This window comes from Acetobacterium sp. UBA5834 (assembly GCF_002435675.1).
Lineage (GTDB): Bacteria > Bacillota > Clostridia > Eubacteriales > Eubacteriaceae > Acetobacterium > Acetobacterium wieringae.
In genome coordinates this window covers 1-18,729 of sequence record NZ_DJGY01000006.1, presented here as the reverse complement: position 1 = coordinate 18,729, position 18,729 = coordinate 1, and the positions used below count along the sequence as shown (strand labels likewise).

Here is an 18,729-nt window from a genome sequence, read left to right as displayed (position 1 = left end):
GACAGCTCAGGAAATCACTAACATTCGGCGTTAATTGCGATTCCGGCAAGTAAAATAATTATTAATAAGATCTATCCATATATGATATCAAATGTTTCAGCCGGAATGGATGCAATTATTACACCCCAATCCTATCTGATCATGGTGATGATTATTTTATATGCCTACACCATCGTTAATTTTATGGTCGGGCGACACTTAAAAAAGATATCCCTGGTTGAAATCTTAAAAGAACGAGAGTAGCAGGAGGAGAGTGCTTAAGGATACAAACCAGATTGAAGATCCTTTCGATAGCTACCAGAATGACGACAATGATGGATCCAAACTAGTTTTCGGGGGTATTGGTCGAGTAGAAGTTTCCGCAACACTGGAAGGATATAAACCCCTTCTTTGTCAGGTAAAGGTACAGATTTTTCCCATAAATACCAGGAGCAAGAGAAATTCAAAAACATTGGTAACTGAAATCCCCTGTGCTTTGCGGTTGTCGGACTGTCAATTTTTCCAGTCTCAGGGCTTTAAAAGCTTTTAAAAACGCAATTTTTGTCTGTTCAGATGGGGTATTTTGGTTTATCATAGTGGTATGCACCTTTCCTGTCTGATTTTTGTTACTTTGCATTTTCATTATATCAGACGTTGGGTGCATTTTTCTGTCAACTTCTGTTTTTCAGAAGCTGCAGCGTGTGTTGATGTAATGTCTCAGCTAAATTTTAGCGCTGGAAAAGTTGAGTTATCACTTTTTTTAAACTCGAAAGGATTGTTTCCGAAATCAATGGAAGTAATCTTTTTTTTATTGTATAAATGTCTGTTGAATTTAAAATTCATCTGCAAAACAATTACATTTAAATAAAAAATTAAACTCGAAGAAATTAAGCATATAAAACCTATTGACACGCTATGAATTGTAATGTATAATGCGAAAAAAGAATTCATATATCAATTATATGATATAAAAAAGGAGCGTGTATAATGAAAATAAAAAGATGGTTTGCCTTAGCTGTTTCAATGGTTTTAATTGCAGTGACAGTAACTGCGTGCGGAACCGGTAAGGCCTCTGAAACAGCCTCAACAGATCCGGTGACAATTACCAATGTATCCTATGATCCGACCCGAGAACTGTATGAAGCGTATAATGTTGAATTTGCCAAATATTGGAAAGAAAAAACCGGACAGGATGTTACTGTGACCCAGTCTCATGGTGGTTCAGGAAAACAAGCACGGTCTGTTGTGGAAGGTAATGAGGCTGATGTGGTAACCCTGGCTCTGGCTCGAGATATCACCGCAATTGAGGATGCCGGGTTGATCAATGAAGGTTGGATTGATGAATTTGATCTCAATAGCTCACCTTATACATCAACAATTGTATTTTTAGTCCGTAAAGACAATCCTAAAAACATCAAGGATTGGGATGATTTAGTTAAAGAAGGGGTTAACGTAATCACCCCTAATCCCAAAACATCTGGCGGTGCCTGCTGGAATTTCCTGGCAGCCTGGGGTTATGCAGATAAAAAATATAACGGCGACACGGCTCAGATCAAAGATTTTATGACCAAGCTGTATAACAATGTCAGTGTTCTTGATTCAGGCGCCCGGGCGGCAACTACAACCTTTGTGGAAAATGGCCAGGGAGATGTCCTGATTGCCTGGGAAAATGAAGCGTATCTTTCAGTGAAAGAGTATCCCGATCAGTTTGAAATAATCAGTCCCAGCCTGAGCATTCTGGCTCAGCCTTCAGTGGCAGTTGTCGATGAGGTAGCGGCAGAAAGAGGCACTGAAGAGGTTTCCAAAGCGTATCTTGAGTACCTGTATTCTGACGTGGGACAACGAATCGCCGGGGATAATTATTACCGTCCATCTAATCTGGAAATTCTTAAAGAATATAAAGATGTCTTTGATCTTAATTTGAAACTGATCAATATTGATGATTTTGGCGGATGGGACAAAGCATATACCGACTATTTCCAGGATGGCGGTATCTTTGATGAGATTTACAATAAATAATTTATAGTTATAAATTATAGTATTTAATTTTTAATAACTGATTTATAAAAATAAAAGGATAGACTATTTATTTAGGTAATTGCGAAAGCACTGTGAGTTTTGCGAGCAGTTTCGCAATTACCTAACGTATTTATAGGAGAAGGGATTGTTATATGAATAAAAAACGGCATCGAAAAAGAGTCATACCCGGTTTTGGACTGTCAATGGGAGTCACTCTCGCCATGTTGAGTTTAATTGTATTAATTCCCATCGCATCCATTTTTGTCAGTGCCTCGGGGCTTAGTTTTAATGAATTTATAAAAGTTGTGACCGCCAGAGATGTCATGTCGGGTTACCAGGTGAGTTTATCCTGTGCCCTGACAGCCGCTCTTATTAATTGTGTGTTTGGGGTGATTCTGGCCTGGATTCTGGTGCGCTACGAGTTTCCCGGGAAAGGGGTATTAGATGGCTTAATTGAGTTGCCTTTTGCGCTGCCCACGGCGGTCGCAGGGATTGCTCTGACATCGCTTTATTCCGATAAGGGATGGATTGGCCATGCGTTTGCCCAGATCGGGATTCCCATTGCTTATACAAAAATCGGGATCACCATTGCCATGGTGTTCATCGGTATTCCATTTGTGGTCAGAGCCATCCAGCCGGTTCTGGAAAAACTGGATAAACAATATGAAGAGGCTTCTTATATGCTGGGTGCCAGCGGCAAAAGAACTTTCTTCCGGGTTATTTTTCCGGAAATATTTCCAGCCATGCTTACCGGTTTTGGGCTGGCACTGGCCAGAGGAATCGGCGAATACGGCAGTGTCGTTTTTATCGCCGGGAATATCCCATACGAAACCCAAATTGCGCCGCTGCTGATTATGTCAAAACTGGAGCAATTCAAATATCAGGATGCGACAGCCATTGCTTTGGTTTTACTGGTCATATCCTTTGTGCTGCTGCTGTTAATCAATGCAGTCCAGGTTCATATGAGTAAAATTACCAGCACCAGTCATTAGGAGGAAAATATGAGTCAGACAAACAAAGCCATTCAGAAAAAAAGTACGAACTCAGACACCAAAGGGGTGAAGGTGCTGTTAATTTCACTGGGCATTATCTTTATTTTTATCATGCTGGTTATCCCGATGATTGCCGTGATTACCTATGCCTTTCAGGATGGGTTAAAGGCTTATCAAGAGGCGATTTTTGATCCTTATACAATTAAGGCGCTGCAACTGACGCTTCTGGCAACAGTAACGGCGGTTGCCATTAACACTGTTTTTGGACTGTTTGCAGCCTGGACGATTACAAAATTTAAGTTTCGGGGAAAACATCTGTTAACAACTCTGATTGATATCCCCTTTGCCATTTCCCCGGTTATCGCCGGTTTGGTGCTGATTCTTACCTTTGGGAAAATTGGCTGGGCCTATGATTTTTTGAATGCCCACAATATTAAGATTGTTTTTGCCGTACCGGGGATTATTCTGGCCACTGTGTTTGTCACTTTTCCCTTTATTTCCAGAGAGCTGATCCCAGTGCTCAGTGCTCAGGGAACGGACGAGGAAGAAGCGGCTGCCCTGATGGGAGCTGGAGGCTTTAATATCTTCAGAAAGGTTACCCTGCCCCATATTAAATGGGCATTGCTTTATGGGATCGTCTTGTGTACCGCCAGAGCAATGGGCGAATTTGGCGCTGTTTCAGTTATATCCGGCCATTTGCGGGGCAAAACGAACACCCTGCCGTTGCATGTGGAAATATTATATAACGATTTCCAGCTGACATCGGCATTTGCGGTGGCCTCCATACTGGTTATTCTGGCAGTGATTATTTTGATTCTTAGAAACCTCATCGAATACAAGGCAAAAAAGGCAGGTGAAAAGTAATGTATGTAGAGCTTAAAAATATAGATAAGTCATTTGGCAGCTTTAAGGCATCCAATGATGTTAATTTTGGCATTGAACAAGGGAAACTGATTGGTCTGCTGGGACCAAGCGGAAGCGGAAAGACCACTATCCTGCGGATGATTGCCGGACTGGAAACACCGGATTCAGGTGATATTTACATCAATGGGGTGCGCGTTAATGATATTCCGGCCGGTAAGCGGGGCATCGGCTTTGTTTTTCAGAATTATGCGTTGTTTCGCTATATGTCAGTTTTTGACAATATTGCCTATGGCCTGGAGGTTCAAAAGAAGAACAAAGAGGAAATTAAGGACCGCGTTTCAGAACTGATCAAATTAATTGGATTAGAGGGAATGGAAAAGCGAAAGCCGAATCAGCTTTCGGGCGGTCAGCGGCAACGGGTGGCTTTTGCCCGGGCGCTGGCTCCGAACCCCCAGTTGCTGCTGTTGGACGAACCATTTGCGGCCATCGATGCCAAAGTTCGTCAGGAACTGAGAAGCTGGTTAAAGGATATGATCTACAAAATCGGAGTCACCAGCATCTTTGTGACCCACGATCAGGATGAGGCCATCGAAGTAGCGGATGAAATCATCATTACCAATCATGGCCGGGTGGAACAAAAGGGTTCGCCGCTGGAAATTTACAAACATCCGGAAACCCCGTTTGTGGCTCAGTTCATTGGGCAGTCTACGATTCTCGAAGACTGTACCAGACTAAACGGTTTCACGGAAGTCAAGCCGGGTGAAAAAGCTGTAATTAGGCCCGAGTTTATTAACATTACCCGAAAAGACGAGGTGCAGAAATACATCAGTGCGGTTGAAGAGGGAACCATTGAAGCCATTGCATATCGAGGAAGCTATTTCGAGATAAAGGTCAGCGTCAAAGGGATTCTCTTAACCACCACAGCAGCGCTGGAAGATGTTTATGAGATTGGCGAAAAAGTCGGGGTGCTGATTTATCGGCTCTATATTTTTGATGAAGACAATGCCTATCTGCTTGAAAACAAGGCCATGGTAGATAACAACTCAGTATTTATTTAATAACAGGATGACCTTAAAAAAGGAGTCGACGATGAAGAAACTACAGGTAAAGCAGTTGGAAACGGATATTTTAATCATTGGCGGTGGGACAGCCGGGTGCTATGCCGCCCTAACCATCCGTGAAAACTCCAAGGCTGGGGTGATTATTGCCGAAAAGGCAAATATTAAACGCAGCGGCTGTCTGGCCGCCGGGGTGAATGCCATCAATGCATATATCGTCAAGGGACAGACCCCGGAAGATTATGTGGATTATGCCGCCAAAGATGCCAATCAGATTGTCAGAGAAGATCTGCTGCTGACCATGTCCCGGGGATTAAATCGGGTGACAGAAAAACTGGAAGATCTGGGGCTGGTCATCTTAAAAGATGAAAACGGCGATTATGTGGCCAGAGGCAATCGGAATATTAAAATCAATGGCGAGAACATTAAACCGATTTTAGCCGAGGCAGTAAATGGCCTTGATCAGGTGAAGGTGCTAAACCAGGTTAATGTCATTGATTATATTGTCTGGGACAATCAAATTCTCGGAGCCTTCGCCCTGGGGGTGGAAGATGAGTGTTTCTATATCATCAAGGCAAAAGCCGTAATCTGCGCAACCGGCGGCGCTGCTGGGCTGTATAAGCCCAACAATCCGGGCTTTTCCCGGCATAAGATGTGGTATCCCCCCTTTAACACCGGAGCTGGCTACGCCATGGGGATCCGGGCTGGAGCCGAAATGACCACCTTTGAAATGCGGTTTATCGCCCTTCGCTGTAAGGATACCATTGCCCCAACCGGGACCATTGCTCAAGGAGTAGGAGCAAAACAGGTGAATTCCCAAGGCGAGGTTTACGAAACAAAATACGGCATCACAACCTCGGAACGGGTTTATGGCACGGTCAAAGAAAATCAGGAAGGCCGCGGTCCCTGCTATCTTCGAACCGAAGGGATCACGGATGACCAAGATGAAGAACTCAAAAAAGCTTATTTAAATATGGCCCCCAGCCAGACGCTTAAGTGGCTGGAGTCGGGAAAAAATCCCAGTCGGCAAAATGTGGAAATCGAAGGCACGGAGCCCTATATTGTGGGCGGGCATACTGCCAGCGGTTATTGGGTCGACACCAATCGGGAGACCACCATCAAAGGTCTTTTTGCCGCCGGCGACGTCGCCGGTGGATGTCCCCAGAAATATGTGACCGGTGCCCTGGTTGAAGGGGAAATTGCCGCCAAAGCAGCGGTGGATTTTATCGCCAAGCAGGCGGTTTCTGAGCGGGACTGGGATGAAGCGACTCACATCAAGGCCAAAAAAGATGAGGCCGAAACCATCTTAAATCATGAAGAGCCGATTTTTTCAACGGCCGAGCTGGAAGAAGCCATGCAAAAGGTGATGGATGCTTATGCCGGCGGCATTGGGAACAATTATCAGTTTAATGAAAAACAATTGGCGCTGGCGGATGAAAAAATTGACCAGATCCTGGTGTTAAGTGACGGCTTAAGCGCAGCAGACATGCATGAGCTCCTCTTTGTTTATGAATTAAAAGAACGGCTGATCATCTGCAAGTCGGTCATTGCCCATTTGCGTACCAGAAAAGAAACCCGCTGGCACAGCTTTGCCGAGAATCTGGACTACCCGGAAAAAAGCAAGGAATGGCTTAAATATGTGAATTCCAAACAAATTAATGGCAAACTGACGATGATTTACCGAGATCTGGTGAAACGAGGTGAGACCTTTGAGCATCGCAATTAATCAAAAAAACTGTATTGGCTGTAAAAAATGTCTGTCCGTCTGCCCGGGATCCCTCATTAAATTGAACCAGACCGGAAAAGCCTTTATTAAATACCCAAAGGACTGCTGGGGCTGCTGTTCCTGCATCAAGGAATGTCAGGCGAAGGCCATTGATTTTTATCTGGGCGTCGATATTGGCGGCCGGGGCAGCCAGATGCAGGTGGATATGAAAGCCGATAAGGTAACCTGGAAAATTACCGAAACTGACGGAACCGCCCATGTAATCGAGATTAACCCCAAGGCTTCCAATCAATATTAGGCGGCCAATAAGAGAATGGAACCCAAGGCCAAAATTAGGAAAAAACGCAAACACGTTGAGATAAATAGACCGCGAACAACAGGAGGAATAAAATGAGTGAATTATCACATCTGGATGAATTAGAGGCAGAAGCAATCTATATTATTCGGGAAGTTGCAGCAGAATGTGAAAAACCGGTGATGCTGTATTCAATTGGAAAGGACAGCTCGGTTATGCTTCATCTTGCCATGAAAGCATTTTACCCCGAGAAGCCCCCATTTCCGTTTATGCATATTGACACCACATGGAAGTTTAAGCAAATGGTCGAGTTTCGGGATCGCAAGGCTCAGGAATTTGGCATTGACATGCTCGTCTATGCCAATGAAGAAGCCATTAAACAGGGCGTCAACCCCTTTGATCACGGTTCAGCCTATACCGACATCATGAAAACAAAAGCGCTGAAGGATGCCCTGAAAAAATATGGATTTACTGCTGCTTTTGGCGGCGGTCGGCGGGATGAAGAAAAGTCTCGGGCCAAGGAGCGGATCTTTTCTTTTCGAAATGAAGAGCAGGCCTGGGATCCTAAAAATCAGCGGCCGGAAATGTGGAAGCTCTATAACACTAAAATAAACAAGGGTGAAAGTACCCGGGTTTTCCCCATCTCCAACTGGACCGAGAATGACATCTGGCAATACATTAAACGCGAGAACATTGACATTGTCCCGCTTTATTTTGCAGAAGAAAGACCCTATGTGCTCCGGGATGGCAACATCATTATGGTGGATGACGAGCGGTTAAAGCTGCTGCCTGGTGAAAGCATTGAGCATAAAAAAATCCGCTTTCGAACATTAGGCTGTTATCCATTAACCGGTGGGGTTGAGTCTGAGGCGGATACACTGGACGCAATTATTGAAGAAACCCTCAGCGCCGTTTCATCCGAGCGGACCACCCGGGTCATTGACAGCGAAGAAATTGGCAGTATGGAGAGACGAAAGCGAGAGGGGTATTTCTAAAATGAAGAGCTTATTAAAATTTATCACCTGCGGCAGTGTGGACGACGGAAAATCAACCCTCATCGGCCACATCTTATATGATGCCAAACTCTTATATGCTGATCAGAAACGAGCCCTGGAACTGGATAGCCGGGTGGGCAGCCGGGGCGGGGCCATCGATTATTCGTTATTGTTGGACGGTCTGATGGCTGAGCGGGAACAGGGGATTACCATCGATGTGGCCTACCGTTATTTTACCACGGATCAGCGCAGCTTTATTGTTGCCGATACCCCGGGTCATGAAGAATATACCCGGAACATGGCAGTAGGAGCCTCCTTTGCCGACCTGGCCATTATCCTGGTGGATGCCAAACGCGGGGTCCTGGTGCAGACCCGGCGGCATGCCCGGATCTGCGCGCTAATGGGCATCCGGCACTTTGTCTTCGCCGTCAACAAGATGGACCTGATTGGCTATGATCAGCAGCGGTTTGCTCAAATTGAAGCCGAAATTGGCGCTTTGATCAGCGAACTGAGCCTGGACAACACGGTTATTATTCCGGTTTCGGCAACCGAAGGGGACAATGTCACCACGAAATCAGACAGTCTGCCCTGGTATACAGGAACACCGCTATTGGCTTATCTGGAGGCAGTTCATGTGGACAATGCTTCGGAAGAAGAAGGCTTTTACATGCCGGTGCAGCGGGTCTGCCGACCCAATCACACCTTCCGGGGCTTCCAGGGACAGGTTGAAGCCGGCAGCATCTCGGTGGGGGATGAAATCACCGCCCTGCCCAGTAACGAACAGGTGCTGGTGAAGAGCCTGCATGTGACGGATAAGGAAGTAAAAACAGCACAAAAAGGCCAACCGGCAACCATTCAATTGGACAAAGAAGTGGATGTATCGCGAGGCTGTGTGCTGGTAAAAAATGCCAATATCACAACCGGAAAATCTTTTTTATCAACCCTGCTGTGGATGGATGATTCTGAACTGACACCGGGAAGTGATTATCTGATAAAACTAGGCACAAAACTATTGCCCGGGTTTGTTACCGAAGTAAAATACAAAATTGATGTGAATACCGGCGAACACCTGGCCACCGGATCGCTGAAGAAAAACGAGATTGCGGTTTGTGAGATATCGCTTTGCGAAAAAGTGGTGCTGGATGAGTTTAAAGCGCATAAAACCCTGGGAGAGCTGATTCTTATTGACCGTATTACCAATATGACATCGGCCTGCGGCATCGTCGACAGCATTTTAGACGATGAACGAAATCGGCGGGATCGGGTTTCCTTTGAATATCAGGGCTTAAAAGCCCGTGGGGATATTTTTGAAGAGTTTTATTACAACACCGACAGTTTTTCACTGGCCAAATATAAACCTGCCGCCCATACTTATACCGTCGGTGATGAGATTCCGGTAATCGGCGAAAGCTACCAGTATCCGGAAAACCTGGATATTCTGGTGCTTCGGGATTGGACCGCAATAATTCTTCGGGATCAGAAAATTGCCGCTATAAAATCCATTGACGATTATCAATATACCGGAGTGCCTATCTCTAATGGCAGAGGATTTGCCATCAATGTCAAATCAGAAAAAGAACTCCAGGATTTTCTGGCTGATTATCAAAAAGTCAATGATGAAAATGAAGCCGCACTGTTTAATAAATGGGTGAGCTTTGATACCTACCGCCGGGTTATCTTCCATAGCAACTATTGGGAAATATAAGGGAACAGGGGGCATTATGGCTGATAAAATGAAGTTTAACACAGCGTTATTACATGGCAATATTACCCCAAAAGATGGGGAGACACTGACGCCGATTTTTCAGTCCAGTGCATTCGAACAGGAGTCGGCGGAAAAATTGGAAAAGGTCTTTGCCAATACCGCCCAGGGTTTCTCCTACACCCGCATTAATAATCCCACGGTGGAAGCCTTCGAGCGTCGGATTACCTTACTGGAAGGTGGTGTCAGCACCGTGGCCTGTGCCTCGGGGATGGCCGCCATCTTTAATGCCATGCTTAATGTACTGAAAAGCGGGGATGAAATTCTCTCCAGTGCCAGCATCTTTGGGGGAACAATCGGATTGTTTAAAGATCTGGAGGCGTTTGGCATTAAGACGGTTTATGTTAAAGGAGCCACAGCCGCAGCCTTTGCAAATAAGGTAAGTGACCAGACTAAAATCATCTTTGCCGAGACCATCGGAAATCCCAAGCTGGATGTGCTGGATATCCAGGCGGTGGCACAGTTGGCGAAAGAAAAAAATATCCTGTTTATTGTGGATAATACCGTTGCGACTGCCTTTCTGGTCAAACCCCTTGAGCTTGGGGCCAATGTGGTGATTAATTCGGCATCCAAGTATATCAACGGCAGCGGTAATTCCATCAGCGGCGTCCTCACCGACAGCGGAAAATTTGCCTGGACAGAGGAACGGTATCCGGAAATGAAGCCCTATAAAAAAATGGGGCCTTATGGTTATACAGCAAAACTGAGAGGCAACTTATTCAGAAACACCGGAGCTTGTCTCGCACCGATGAACGCCTACCTGAACAATCTGGGGTTGGAAACTTTGGGGATTCGGATGGAGCGGATCTGCGACAATGCCACCAAACTGGCAAAATGGTTTGAGACCTGTGATCAATTGACCGGGGTGAATTATCCGGGTCTGGAGACCAGTCCCTATCATGAAATTGCTAAAAAACAATTTAAAAATGGCTACGGCGGGATGATTACAATCCGGGCCGGCTCAAAAGAAAAGGCCTTCTCAATTATCAATAACCTGAAGTATCCACTAAAGGTTGCCAATATCGGCGACACAAAAACTTTGGTCATTCATCCCAGTTCAACCATTTATGCTCATAGTTCAGCAGCAGAAAAAGAAAATGCCGGTTTATTTGAGGATCTAATTCGCATCAGCGTTGGCATTGAAGATATCGAAGATTTAATCGCCGATTTTAATCAGGCAATGGGATCAATTTAATTAAAAAAGGAGAAGTTAAACGATGGAGATTGATTACGGATCATTAAAAAGGGGCGGATTTATGCGCCAAAAACAAAAAGGGCTGTTTTCCCTGAGACTTCAGGTTATCGGAGGAACATTAACTGCTGAAAATCTGAGAAAGATTCAGGAGGTGGCAGACCGCTTTGGTCAAGGCCATGTTCATTTAACCTCCAGACAGGGACTGGAAATTCCCTATATTAAATTTGAAGATATTGAAGAAGTTAAAACCGAGCTGGCAAAGGGTAATTGCAAGCTGGGAGTATGCGGGCCCCGGGTGCGAACCGTGACAGCCTGTCAGGGAAATGTGGTATGTCCCAGCGGTAACATTGATGCCTATAAAATTGCGCTGGAGTTGGATCAACGCTATTATGCCAAGGAACTGCCGCATAAGTTTAAGTTTGGAGTCACCGGATGTCAGAATAATTGTCTGAAAGCCGAAGAAAATGATTTGGGCATAAAAGGCGCAACGGCGGTGCAGTGGCTAAAAGAAGATTGTATTTTCTGTGGAGTTTGTGAAAAAGCCTGCCTCACCGGGGCAATCAAAATCGCTGAGGATCAAATTACTTTGGATCCGGAAAAATGCAACAATTGCGGACGCTGTGAAAAGTCGTGTCCGACGGCCGCCTGGCAGGGGGAAAGCGCCTATATCCTTTCTTTTGGCGGACTGTTTGGCAATACCATTAACCAGGGCGAAGCCTTTCTGCCCCTTGTTAAAACCGAAGAACAGCTTTATCGCATCACTGATGCCGCCATTGCCTTTTTTGCCGAGCATGGTAAAGCGGGGGAGCGGTTTAAATTCACCATTGACCGTGCTGGCGCCGACAGCTTTAAAAAAGCCATGGAGGAAGCCTATCATGGCAGAGATTAAGATCACGGATCAGGTGGATATTACCGATGTTGTCTGTCCCCTTACCTTTGTTAAGGCTAAGGTTGCCATTGAAGAGCTGGAGGTCGGAGAAATTCTATCGATTCGGTTAAATGAAGGTGAACCGGTTCAGAATATTCCCCGCAGCCTTAAAGAAGAAGGTCACAAAGTTCTGAAACTCATTGATAATGAAGATGGCACCTATAATCTGCTGGTAAGAAAAGCAGAAGATTAGAAAAGAGGGAAAAATTGTCAGTAAGAGTAAATGAAGATAATTTTGAAGCAGTGGTTTCGAAATCTGATCTGCCAGTGCTGGTGGAGTTCTATTCGGATTCCTGCGTCCCCTGCAAACAAATGTCCCCAATTCTGGGAGATCTGGAAGATGATTATGAAAATCGGCTAAAGATTGTCAAAGTTAATTCGAATTTCGATGTCAGTCTGGCCACAAGATTCCGGGTGATGGCTTCACCAACCATTCTTTTTTTTAAGCATGGCGAAGAGATCAACCGAACCCGGGGGTTGAAAACAAAGAGCGAACTGGAAGAAATAATAAGCGAAATGTTATAGGAGGTAATTGTGTTTTTATTAGTTGCTGGAGATAAAAAAGAAGTGAAAGATGGCCTGACGGTTGCGGAATTGATTGCATCGGAAAACATTGAAAATCCAGATTATGTCACCGTGGCAGTAAACGATGAATTTGTAGAAAGTGAAACCTATGCGACCAGGGTTTTAAATGAAAATGACAATGTGGAATTTCTATATTTCATGGGAGGGGGCAGTCGCTGATGGCATTTACCAATGAACAATTGGAACGATACTCCCGTCATATTATTTTAAAAGAAGTTGGCTCCAAAGGTCAGAAAAAGCTGCTTAACAGCAAGGTGCTGATCATTGGGGCCGGCGGTCTGGGTGCTCCGGCCGCCATGTATCTGGCAGCAGCAGGGGTCGGTACCATTGGCATTGCCGATGCCGATGAAGTCGATTTGTCAAATCTGCAGCGTCAAATTATCCACGGAACCAGCGATGTGGGAAAGGCCAAGGTAAAATCGGCCAAGGAAACCATGAATGCCATGAACCCGGATGTTACGGTTAATACCTACCGGATCTTTGTCTCAGCTGAAAATATTCTGGAACTGATTAAAGAGTATGATTTTATTATTGACGGCACCGATAATTTTCCGGCTAAATTTTTAATCAATGATGCCTGCGTGATGGCCGAAAAGCCTTTTTCTCATGCCGGGATCATCCGCTTTCAAGGACAGCTGATGACCTATGTTCCGGGGGCAGGCCCCTGCTATCGCTGTGTCTTCCACGCCCCACCGCCAAAAGACGCCGTACCTACCTGTAAACAGGCTGGAGTTATCGGAGCCATGGGCGGTGTCATCGGAAGTCTTCAGGCCATGGAAGCGATTAAATATATCCTTGGCGTCGGAAACTTGCTGGTCGGAAAGCTGCTGACTTATGATGCCCTAAAAATGGAGTTTCGGACGATTACACTCCCCAAGAACACCCATAAGTGTGCAGTCTGTGGAGACAATCCCAGTATTACCGAACTTATTGATTATGAACAGATCGAATGCGAGGGAAAGTAGGATTTGCGGATGCTGTATCTTAAGAAGAGCGATTATGAAATAATCTTAAATCACTGTCAGGATAATTTGCCGAATGAGGCCTGCGGACTGATTGCCGGCAGGATAAAAGCTGAAGACAAAGTCATTGAAAAAATTTATCTGATGACGAATCTGGATCAAAGCCATGAGCATTTTTCAATGGATCCCAAAGAACAGCTGGCGGCTATTAAAGATATGAGAACCCATGATTATCTGCCGCTTGGTAATTTTCATTCTCATCCCAATACCCCGTCGAGACCTTCAGAAGAAGATAAACGCCTGGCCTTTGACCCATCGACCGACTATTTGATTTTATCGCTAATGGACAAAAATAAACCAGTTTTGAAGGCTTTTCTTATTGACAAAGCCAAGAATATAACAGAAGAGTTAATCACCATTATTTAGATCAAAGTGTGATGGATTTAGTTGAGATAAATAAATCAATTGGACAGTATTTTAAAATAGAAAGAAGCACTTCTTAGCGACTTTTGGTCATACTAAGAGGTGTTTTTTTATATAGCTAGAAAATAATGCAAGGTACTTAAAAATATCGATATATATTCAAATTTAAAGCAGGCTTATCAATCTTTCTATGCGATTTTTTTTCTTCATAATATACTTACTAACTTCATCTATGAAGACAATAAAAAAGATCTCAATTAACAACAATTTAAGACAATAAACAGGCTGTTTTCTAAATATTTAAGTTATCCCATCCATTACACTATATCATAAAGCGGACTATATTATAAATTCCTAATTCTTGTTTCATCCATATTCATCGGGGTATTAAATTAACAAGGTAAGGAGTGTGGAGAAAATGAAAAAAAATTTTTTTATCTTCATTTTATCGTTGTTAACTGTCTTGGCTCTTTCTGGTATTTCATTCGCTGAAGAGATGGTACTTAAAAGTCCGGATGTTATACTATCAGAAATTATGGTAGAACAAGGAATTAAGGATGCAACACAGATTGACCCTAGCAAGGTGAGGCAGGAGACGCTGGAAAAACTGGGTGACTCGGTGATGGAAAAAATGATTGGCAATTCGGTCATGCATGAACAGATGGACATCAGACTTGGCGGGGAAGGATCAGAATCCCTTAAAGCCTTTCATATCAATCTTGCTATCAACTATCTCACAGATTATCCAAATGGGATGATGAATCTCATGAGTGGAGGGATGATGTCCAACAGATATTCATCTACTAATTCAGGATGGTTCGGAAATGGAATGATGAATAATAATTCATTTGACAATTCTGGATGGAATACGTATGGTATGATGAATTCCTTGGCATTGGCCGCAGTTGTCGCTGGAATTCTGGTCATATTTCTAATTGTAATTATCGGTGTAATTATTTTTGCGGTAGTAAGATCAAAAAACACACCAATAGTTCAGGAAAAATCCCTGGAAATATTAGGCATAAGGTATGCTAATGGGGAAATCACAAAGGCAGAATTTGATGGTATGACAAAGAACATCCGCTCCCTAAAATAAGTTCAGATTTTGTTGTGGATCCAATAGACTGAAATATCATTGAGAACAGAAAGAAGGAATTGATTATGATGTATGGTATAGGTTGTGGTGGAGGTTTTGGCTTTTTTATGATATTTGGTTTGTTTCTATTAGTTGTTCTGATTATCATCGGAGTGTATTTCATCATTCGCTATTTTATGAATTCAAATGTAAAAGAAGGAACCCGTTCAGGTGATAGAGCTTTGGAAATTTTGCATGAGCGGTATGCGCGGGGTGAAATCGACGACGAAGAATATAATCAAAAAAAAAGCGGAGTTGCGAAAGTTATAGCTAAGACATGATTGAAAAGGACAGTGTTTTCTGGAACTGTCCTTTTTTTGTGAGTTTGAAGTAATGGTCAAATTAATCTCATACTTAGTAATCATTATAAAGATTATAGAATAGCCAAAAATAGAAAGGATGCGAATAGGATGGATAAAGAACATTCAACTAAAGATCTGAAGAGTGCTTTGCCTGACGGAGAATTGATGAGTGATAAGCATGAAACCCATCAAGCACATAAAAACCATGCACATCAGGAACACAAGGACATTCCTCAAAAAAATGATGAACATACGCATAATCAAGGTCATGGTGGAATGAATCATCCGCATGATCCCGGCCAAGAAATTCCCCAGGCAGAAATGGAACATTCTCATCATCATATTCCAGCCAATGAGCAACATACCGAACATGATGACCATCATGATCATCACGCAATGATGGTGGCGGATTTTAGAAAACGGTTTTTTGTTTCTTTGATTATTACGATACCGATACTAATTTTATCGCCAATGATCCAGATGTTTATGGGTGTGGATTGGCGATTCATCGGCGATTCCTATTTACTGTTTGGTCTTTCTACCATTCTCTTTTTTTATGGCGGAAAGCCCTTCCTTGTCGGTGCCAGAGATGAGCTTAAGAAAAAATCGCCGGCAATGATGACACTCATTGCGCTTTCCATCACAGTTGCCTATATTTATAGTACGCTAACCGTATTTTTTATATCCGGTGATGATTTCTTTTGGGAGCTGGCCACATTAATCGTCATCATGCTTTTGGGTCATTGGATTGAAATGAAATCGGTGATGGGAGCGTCGCGGGCACTAGATGAACTGGTGAAACTCATGCCCGAAGAAGCACAGCAGATAATGGACAATGGGGAAATCAAGGATATTCCTGTAAAACATTTAAAAGCCGGCGACTCTGTTCTTGTTAAACCGGGTGAGAAGATTCCCATTGATGGTTTAGTTTATGATGGGAGATCAGCCGTTAATGAATCCATGATCACCGGAGAATCTGCACCTGTTGAGAAAGAAGCGGGTGATGAAACAGTCGGAGGTTCTATTAATGGTGAGGGGATTTTAAAATTTAAAGTGTCTCGAGTTGGAGAAGACACTTTTCTGTCACAAGTGTTAAAACTTGTTCGGGAAGCCCAGGATTCAAAATCCAATACCCAACGATTAGCGGACAAAGCGGCCAAGTGGTTGTTTTATATTGCCGTAATCGCCGGAACCTTGACTTTTTCGGCATGGATGATCATCTCACAGGATCTTAACTTTGCCGTCACACGAGCCGTCACCGTCATCGTTATTTCCTGTCCCCACGCATTAGGCCTGGCAGTTCCGCTTGTAACAGCTGTTTCGACCAGCATTGGAGCCCGGAAAGGTCTTTTAATCAGAGATCGGGCGGCCTTTGAAAACGCTCGTAAGCTCAATGCTGTGGTTTTCGATAAAACAGGAACTTTGACCGAAGGGACATTTGGGATAACTGATATCAAGGCAATAGGAATATCCCGGGAAGAACTCCTTTTACTTACTTATTCAGTCGAATCAAATTCAGAACATCCTATTGCACAGGGAATCGTCAATGTAGGAAAGAAATTAAACCTCAAAATGAAGGAAGTAAAAGATTATCAGAACCTGCCGGGTAAAGGGCTAAAAGCCAACGTGGATGGTCGGGACATTATGGTTGTAAGTCCTGGTTATTTGCGGTCAGAAAAAATAGCCTTTGACGTAAATCAATATGAAAAACTTGCTCAGATGGGCAAAACGGTTATTTTCATTTTAGATGGTCGCACGCTCCTTGGCTATCTGGCATTATCAGACATTGTCAGAGATTCGGCCAGAGAAGCCATTGATATTCTAAATTCTATGGATATTGAAACCATTCTATTGACCGGGGATAACCAGAGAGTTGCCGCTTATGTGGGTAATCAGCTGAAAATCGATACAATCATTGCTGAGGTATTACCCCAGGAAAAAGCATCCAAAATTGATGGTCTTATTAAAGAAGGCAAGATTGTGGCAATGACCGGTGACGGCGTGAATGATGCACCGTCTCTGGCAAAAGCGGATTTAGGTATCGCCATCGGAGCGGGAACAGATGTTGCCATTGAAACAGCCGATGTTATTCTCGTACGAAGCAATCCGCTGGATGTGGTAACTGTTTTAAAGCTTTCAAAAGCAACCTATCAAAAGATGATCCAAAACCTGATCTGGGCGACGGGTTATAATATGATCGCACTTCCCTTAGCGGCGGGGGTCCTTTATAATCAGGGGATTGTGATAAATCCGGCTGTCGGTGCGGCGTTGATGTCATTAAGTACAATCATTGTGGCCATCAATGCAAAACTACTCAAAATTGATTAACCATTCATCTTTTGTATCAGTCAGCTGGATCGGGGAATAATGCTCTTAAAATCTTGCGAGACTGTTATATATACGGTAAAAAGAGTGAAGTAGATTATATGAAATTTGAGTTGTGAAAGTGATAAGAAAAATATAAAAGGGGCCGTGCATATAACTTTGGCACGGCTCCCCTTATGTTTTAAAATGATCTTTGACTTGCAGATCGAAGCAGAATAGATTAATAAAATACCCACCATCGTTTAAAGAATACTTATAATCATTATTCCAAATCATTCTTGGAAATTTGCTTTTTCTCTGAACCTGCTAACTCTGAACCTTCTGAATTTTTTGAATCATTATGATGTTTATGACCAGAATGACCACCGCAACATCCGATGCCGAATTTAGACATGACAAACATGAGTCCGATAAAGATTAAAATTGATATGATTGTTCCCATTGAAATTCTCCTTTAAAATTATTTGTTGTATCTATCATACAATAGACTTATGAAGAAATTATGGAGAGATTGAGTATTTCAAAATAAATAAAATCAAATTTTCAAATAATTTTGCAAAAATTTGAGAATGATAAAAAAGGACACCTGCAAAACAATGCATGTGTCCATCTAGCTGGAAAACAGAAAGTAAAATTACTAAGAAAGTATGTTCTGATTTGAAGGTTTTTCCTCTGTTTGATCCGTTTGTTCAGATTTACCTTTATCTCCACCCCGTAACATCATCGGCATCATGAGTACCATCATAATCGGGCAAATGAATGGCAGAAGCGTAAATAGAATACCTTGATAACCAAGCAATGTTATGATAAGTAGTATTAAAATGGGTGCACCACAACAAAGGGCCATCATCATCATGTGTGACATATGATGTTTTTTATTTTTTTTCAGGTTGTTCTTGTTTTCATCGTTTTTACAACAATTCATCAGTATCAGCTCCTTAAAATTATTTGATCTATGTTTGCAAGTATACTTGATAGTTGTGGAGATTTTATGGAGATTGGAAAATTTTAAAAATTTATTACAGTTTTTTCAGAAAACACAGAAAACAGAAAATTCGGATATCAATGAGATATCTGTCAAATAGTGATTGAGATTATCTGAATTTCATATTAAGATAAAAAAGATAATCTACAACTTGATTTAGCCGATAAAATAACGTATAACCTAGGTTCCCGGAAAGTGT

21 protein-coding genes are annotated in these 18,729 nt (G+C 43.1%); 19 read left to right on the top strand and 2 right to left on the bottom strand.

What is annotated here, in order from left to right; genetic code table 11:
• The first annotated feature begins 81 nt into the window (after positions 1-81).
• The 19 genes from B3F51_RS00850 to B3F51_RS00760 all read left to right on the top strand — a co-directional run bounded on the left by B3F51_RS00850 (position 82) and on the right by B3F51_RS00760 (position 17,548).
• A complete protein-coding gene (locus tag B3F51_RS00850; protein ID WP_286944933.1) occupies positions 82-243 on the top strand; it encodes a hypothetical protein in 162 nt (53 codons plus the stop codon).
• Between the two features lie 759 nt (positions 244-1,002).
• Positions 1,003-1,998 (top strand): sulfate ABC transporter substrate-binding protein, encoded by a 996-nt coding sequence (locus tag B3F51_RS00845; protein ID WP_414632357.1) that lies wholly within the window; start codon positions 1,003-1,005, stop codon positions 1,996-1,998.
• Positions 1,999-2,150: 152 nt separating this feature from the next.
• Positions 2,151-2,990, top strand: coding sequence for a sulfate ABC transporter permease subunit CysT (gene cysT, locus B3F51_RS00840; RefSeq protein WP_286944930.1), 840 nt, complete (start codon positions 2,151-2,153; stop codon positions 2,988-2,990).
• A 9-nt stretch (positions 2,991-2,999) separates the two neighbouring features.
• Positions 3,000-3,854 carry a sulfate ABC transporter permease subunit CysW gene (gene cysW / locus B3F51_RS00835; RefSeq protein WP_286944928.1) on the top strand — a complete coding sequence of 285 codons (855 nt, stop codon included), beginning with the start codon at positions 3,000-3,002 and terminating at the stop codon, positions 3,852-3,854.
• Positions 3,854-4,912 carry a sulfate/molybdate ABC transporter ATP-binding protein gene (locus B3F51_RS00830; protein WP_286944927.1) on the top strand — a complete coding sequence of 353 codons (1,059 nt, stop codon included), beginning with the start codon at positions 3,854-3,856 and terminating at the stop codon, positions 4,910-4,912. The genes cysW and B3F51_RS00830 overlap by 1 nt, the downstream gene beginning before the upstream one ends.
• Before the next feature lie 31 nt (positions 4,913-4,943).
• On the top strand, positions 4,944-6,638 hold the full coding sequence (locus B3F51_RS00825; protein WP_286944926.1) for an adenylyl-sulfate reductase subunit alpha: 1,695 nt from the start codon (positions 4,944-4,946) through the stop codon (positions 6,636-6,638).
• Positions 6,622-6,936: a 4Fe-4S dicluster domain-containing protein gene (locus tag B3F51_RS00820; protein WP_286944924.1), complete on the top strand. Its 315-nt coding sequence runs from the start codon at positions 6,622-6,624 to the stop codon at positions 6,934-6,936. The genes B3F51_RS00825 and B3F51_RS00820 overlap by 17 nt, the downstream gene beginning before the upstream one ends.
• 92 nt (positions 6,937-7,028) lie before the next feature.
• Positions 7,029-7,928, top strand: a complete 900-nt coding sequence (cysD, locus tag B3F51_RS00815; RefSeq protein ID WP_286944922.1) for a sulfate adenylyltransferase subunit CysD — start codon at positions 7,029-7,031, stop codon at positions 7,926-7,928.
• 1 nt (position 7,929) lies between these two features.
• Entirely contained in the window at positions 7,930-9,633 is a 1,704-nt protein-coding gene (locus B3F51_RS00810) for a sulfate adenylyltransferase subunit 1 (RefSeq protein WP_286944921.1), read from the top strand.
• A gap of 16 nt (positions 9,634-9,649) precedes the next feature.
• The gene (locus tag B3F51_RS00805) at positions 9,650-10,885 is read left to right on the top strand and encodes an O-acetylhomoserine aminocarboxypropyltransferase/cysteine synthase family protein (RefSeq protein ID WP_349680174.1); all 1,236 of its coding nucleotides are present in this window, start codon (positions 9,650-9,652) and stop codon (positions 10,883-10,885) included.
• A 22-nt stretch (positions 10,886-10,907) separates the two neighbouring features.
• Positions 10,908-11,774 carry a 4Fe-4S binding protein gene (locus B3F51_RS00800; RefSeq protein WP_286944920.1) on the top strand — a complete coding sequence of 289 codons (867 nt, stop codon included), beginning with the start codon at positions 10,908-10,910 and terminating at the stop codon, positions 11,772-11,774.
• Complete coding sequence (locus tag B3F51_RS00795) at positions 11,761-12,006, top strand: sulfurtransferase TusA family protein (RefSeq protein ID WP_286944918.1); 246 nt, start codon at positions 11,761-11,763, stop codon at positions 12,004-12,006. Before B3F51_RS00800 ends, B3F51_RS00795 begins: the two co-directional genes overlap by 14 nt.
• 14 nt (positions 12,007-12,020) lie before the next feature.
• The gene (locus B3F51_RS00790) at positions 12,021-12,338 is read left to right on the top strand and encodes a thioredoxin family protein (protein WP_286944917.1); all 318 of its coding nucleotides are present in this window, start codon (positions 12,021-12,023) and stop codon (positions 12,336-12,338) included.
• Between the two features lie 9 nt (positions 12,339-12,347).
• Positions 12,348-12,557 carry a sulfur carrier protein ThiS gene (gene thiS / locus B3F51_RS00785; RefSeq protein ID WP_286944915.1) on the top strand — a complete coding sequence of 70 codons (210 nt, stop codon included), beginning with the start codon at positions 12,348-12,350 and terminating at the stop codon, positions 12,555-12,557.
• Positions 12,557-13,363, top strand: a complete 807-nt coding sequence (locus B3F51_RS00780) for a HesA/MoeB/ThiF family protein (RefSeq protein WP_286944913.1) — start codon at positions 12,557-12,559, stop codon at positions 13,361-13,363. Before thiS ends, B3F51_RS00780 begins: the two co-directional genes overlap by 1 nt.
• A gap of 9 nt (positions 13,364-13,372) precedes the next feature.
• A complete protein-coding gene (locus B3F51_RS00775) occupies positions 13,373-13,786 on the top strand; it encodes a M67 family metallopeptidase (RefSeq protein WP_286944910.1) in 414 nt (137 codons plus the stop codon).
• 415 nt (positions 13,787-14,201) lie between these two features.
• The gene (locus tag B3F51_RS00770; RefSeq protein ID WP_286944908.1) at positions 14,202-14,879 is read left to right on the top strand and encodes an SHOCT domain-containing protein; all 678 of its coding nucleotides are present in this window, start codon (positions 14,202-14,204) and stop codon (positions 14,877-14,879) included.
• Positions 14,880-14,944: 65 nt separating this feature from the next.
• Positions 14,945-15,199, top strand: coding sequence for an SHOCT domain-containing protein (locus B3F51_RS00765; RefSeq protein ID WP_286944907.1), 255 nt, complete (start codon positions 14,945-14,947; stop codon positions 15,197-15,199).
• A 129-nt stretch (positions 15,200-15,328) separates the two neighbouring features.
• Positions 15,329-17,548: a copper-translocating P-type ATPase gene (locus B3F51_RS00760; RefSeq protein WP_286944905.1), complete on the top strand. Its 2,220-nt coding sequence runs from the start codon at positions 15,329-15,331 to the stop codon at positions 17,546-17,548.
• A gap of 259 nt (positions 17,549-17,807) precedes the next feature.
• Here the strand turns inward: B3F51_RS00760 and B3F51_RS00755 are convergent, their stop codons facing one another.
• Together B3F51_RS00755 and B3F51_RS00750 are read right to left on the bottom strand one after the other, a co-directional pair.
• Positions 17,808-17,987 carry a hypothetical protein gene (locus tag B3F51_RS00755; RefSeq protein WP_070372004.1) on the bottom strand — a complete coding sequence of 60 codons (180 nt, stop codon included), beginning with the start codon at positions 17,985-17,987 and terminating at the stop codon, positions 17,808-17,810.
• Between the two features lie 195 nt (positions 17,988-18,182).
• Positions 18,183-18,470, bottom strand: a complete 288-nt coding sequence (locus B3F51_RS00750) for a hypothetical protein (RefSeq protein WP_035355079.1) — start codon at positions 18,468-18,470, stop codon at positions 18,183-18,185.
• Positions 18,471-18,729 lie beyond the last annotated feature (259 nt).

Excerpts from the sequence above, each read along its gene's own strand:
- B3F51_RS00850 (WP_286944933.1), top strand. The coding sequence starts at position 82 with ATGATATCAAATGTTTCAGCCGGAATGGATGCAATTATTACACCCCAA.
- B3F51_RS00775 (WP_286944910.1), top strand. The coding sequence starts at position 13,373 with ATGCTGTATCTTAAGAAGAGCGATTATGAAATAATCTTAAATCACTGT.
- B3F51_RS00780 (WP_286944913.1), top strand. The coding sequence starts at position 12,557 with ATGGCATTTACCAATGAACAATTGGAACGATACTCCCGTCATATTATT.
- B3F51_RS00765 (WP_286944907.1), top strand. The coding sequence starts at position 14,945 with ATGATGTATGGTATAGGTTGTGGTGGAGGTTTTGGCTTTTTTATGATA.
- B3F51_RS00795 (WP_286944918.1), top strand. The coding sequence starts at position 11,761 with ATGGCAGAGATTAAGATCACGGATCAGGTGGATATTACCGATGTTGTC.
- B3F51_RS00800 (WP_286944920.1), top strand. The coding sequence starts at position 10,908 with ATGGAGATTGATTACGGATCATTAAAAAGGGGCGGATTTATGCGCCAA.
- cysW (WP_286944928.1), top strand. The coding sequence starts at position 3,000 with ATGAGTCAGACAAACAAAGCCATTCAGAAAAAAAGTACGAACTCAGAC.
- B3F51_RS00845 (WP_414632357.1), top strand. The coding sequence starts at position 1,003 with ATGGTTTTAATTGCAGTGACAGTAACTGCGTGCGGAACCGGTAAGGCC.
- B3F51_RS00830 (WP_286944927.1), top strand. The coding sequence starts at position 3,854 with ATGTATGTAGAGCTTAAAAATATAGATAAGTCATTTGGCAGCTTTAAG.
- B3F51_RS00770 (WP_286944908.1), top strand. The coding sequence starts at position 14,202 with ATGAAAAAAAATTTTTTTATCTTCATTTTATCGTTGTTAACTGTCTTG.
- B3F51_RS00810 (WP_286944921.1), top strand. The coding sequence starts at position 7,930 with ATGAAGAGCTTATTAAAATTTATCACCTGCGGCAGTGTGGACGACGGA.
- B3F51_RS00760 (WP_286944905.1), top strand. The coding sequence starts at position 15,329 with ATGGATAAAGAACATTCAACTAAAGATCTGAAGAGTGCTTTGCCTGAC.
- B3F51_RS00755 (WP_070372004.1), bottom strand. The coding sequence starts at position 17,987 with ATGGGAACAATCATATCAATTTTAATCTTTATCGGACTCATGTTTGTC.
- B3F51_RS00805 (WP_349680174.1), top strand. The coding sequence starts at position 9,650 with ATGGCTGATAAAATGAAGTTTAACACAGCGTTATTACATGGCAATATT.
- B3F51_RS00750 (WP_035355079.1), bottom strand. The coding sequence starts at position 18,470 with ATGAATTGTTGTAAAAACGATGAAAACAAGAACAACCTGAAAAAAAAT.
- cysD (WP_286944922.1), top strand. The coding sequence starts at position 7,029 with ATGAGTGAATTATCACATCTGGATGAATTAGAGGCAGAAGCAATCTAT.
- cysT (WP_286944930.1), top strand. The coding sequence starts at position 2,151 with ATGAATAAAAAACGGCATCGAAAAAGAGTCATACCCGGTTTTGGACTG.
- B3F51_RS00825 (WP_286944926.1), top strand. The coding sequence starts at position 4,944 with ATGAAGAAACTACAGGTAAAGCAGTTGGAAACGGATATTTTAATCATT.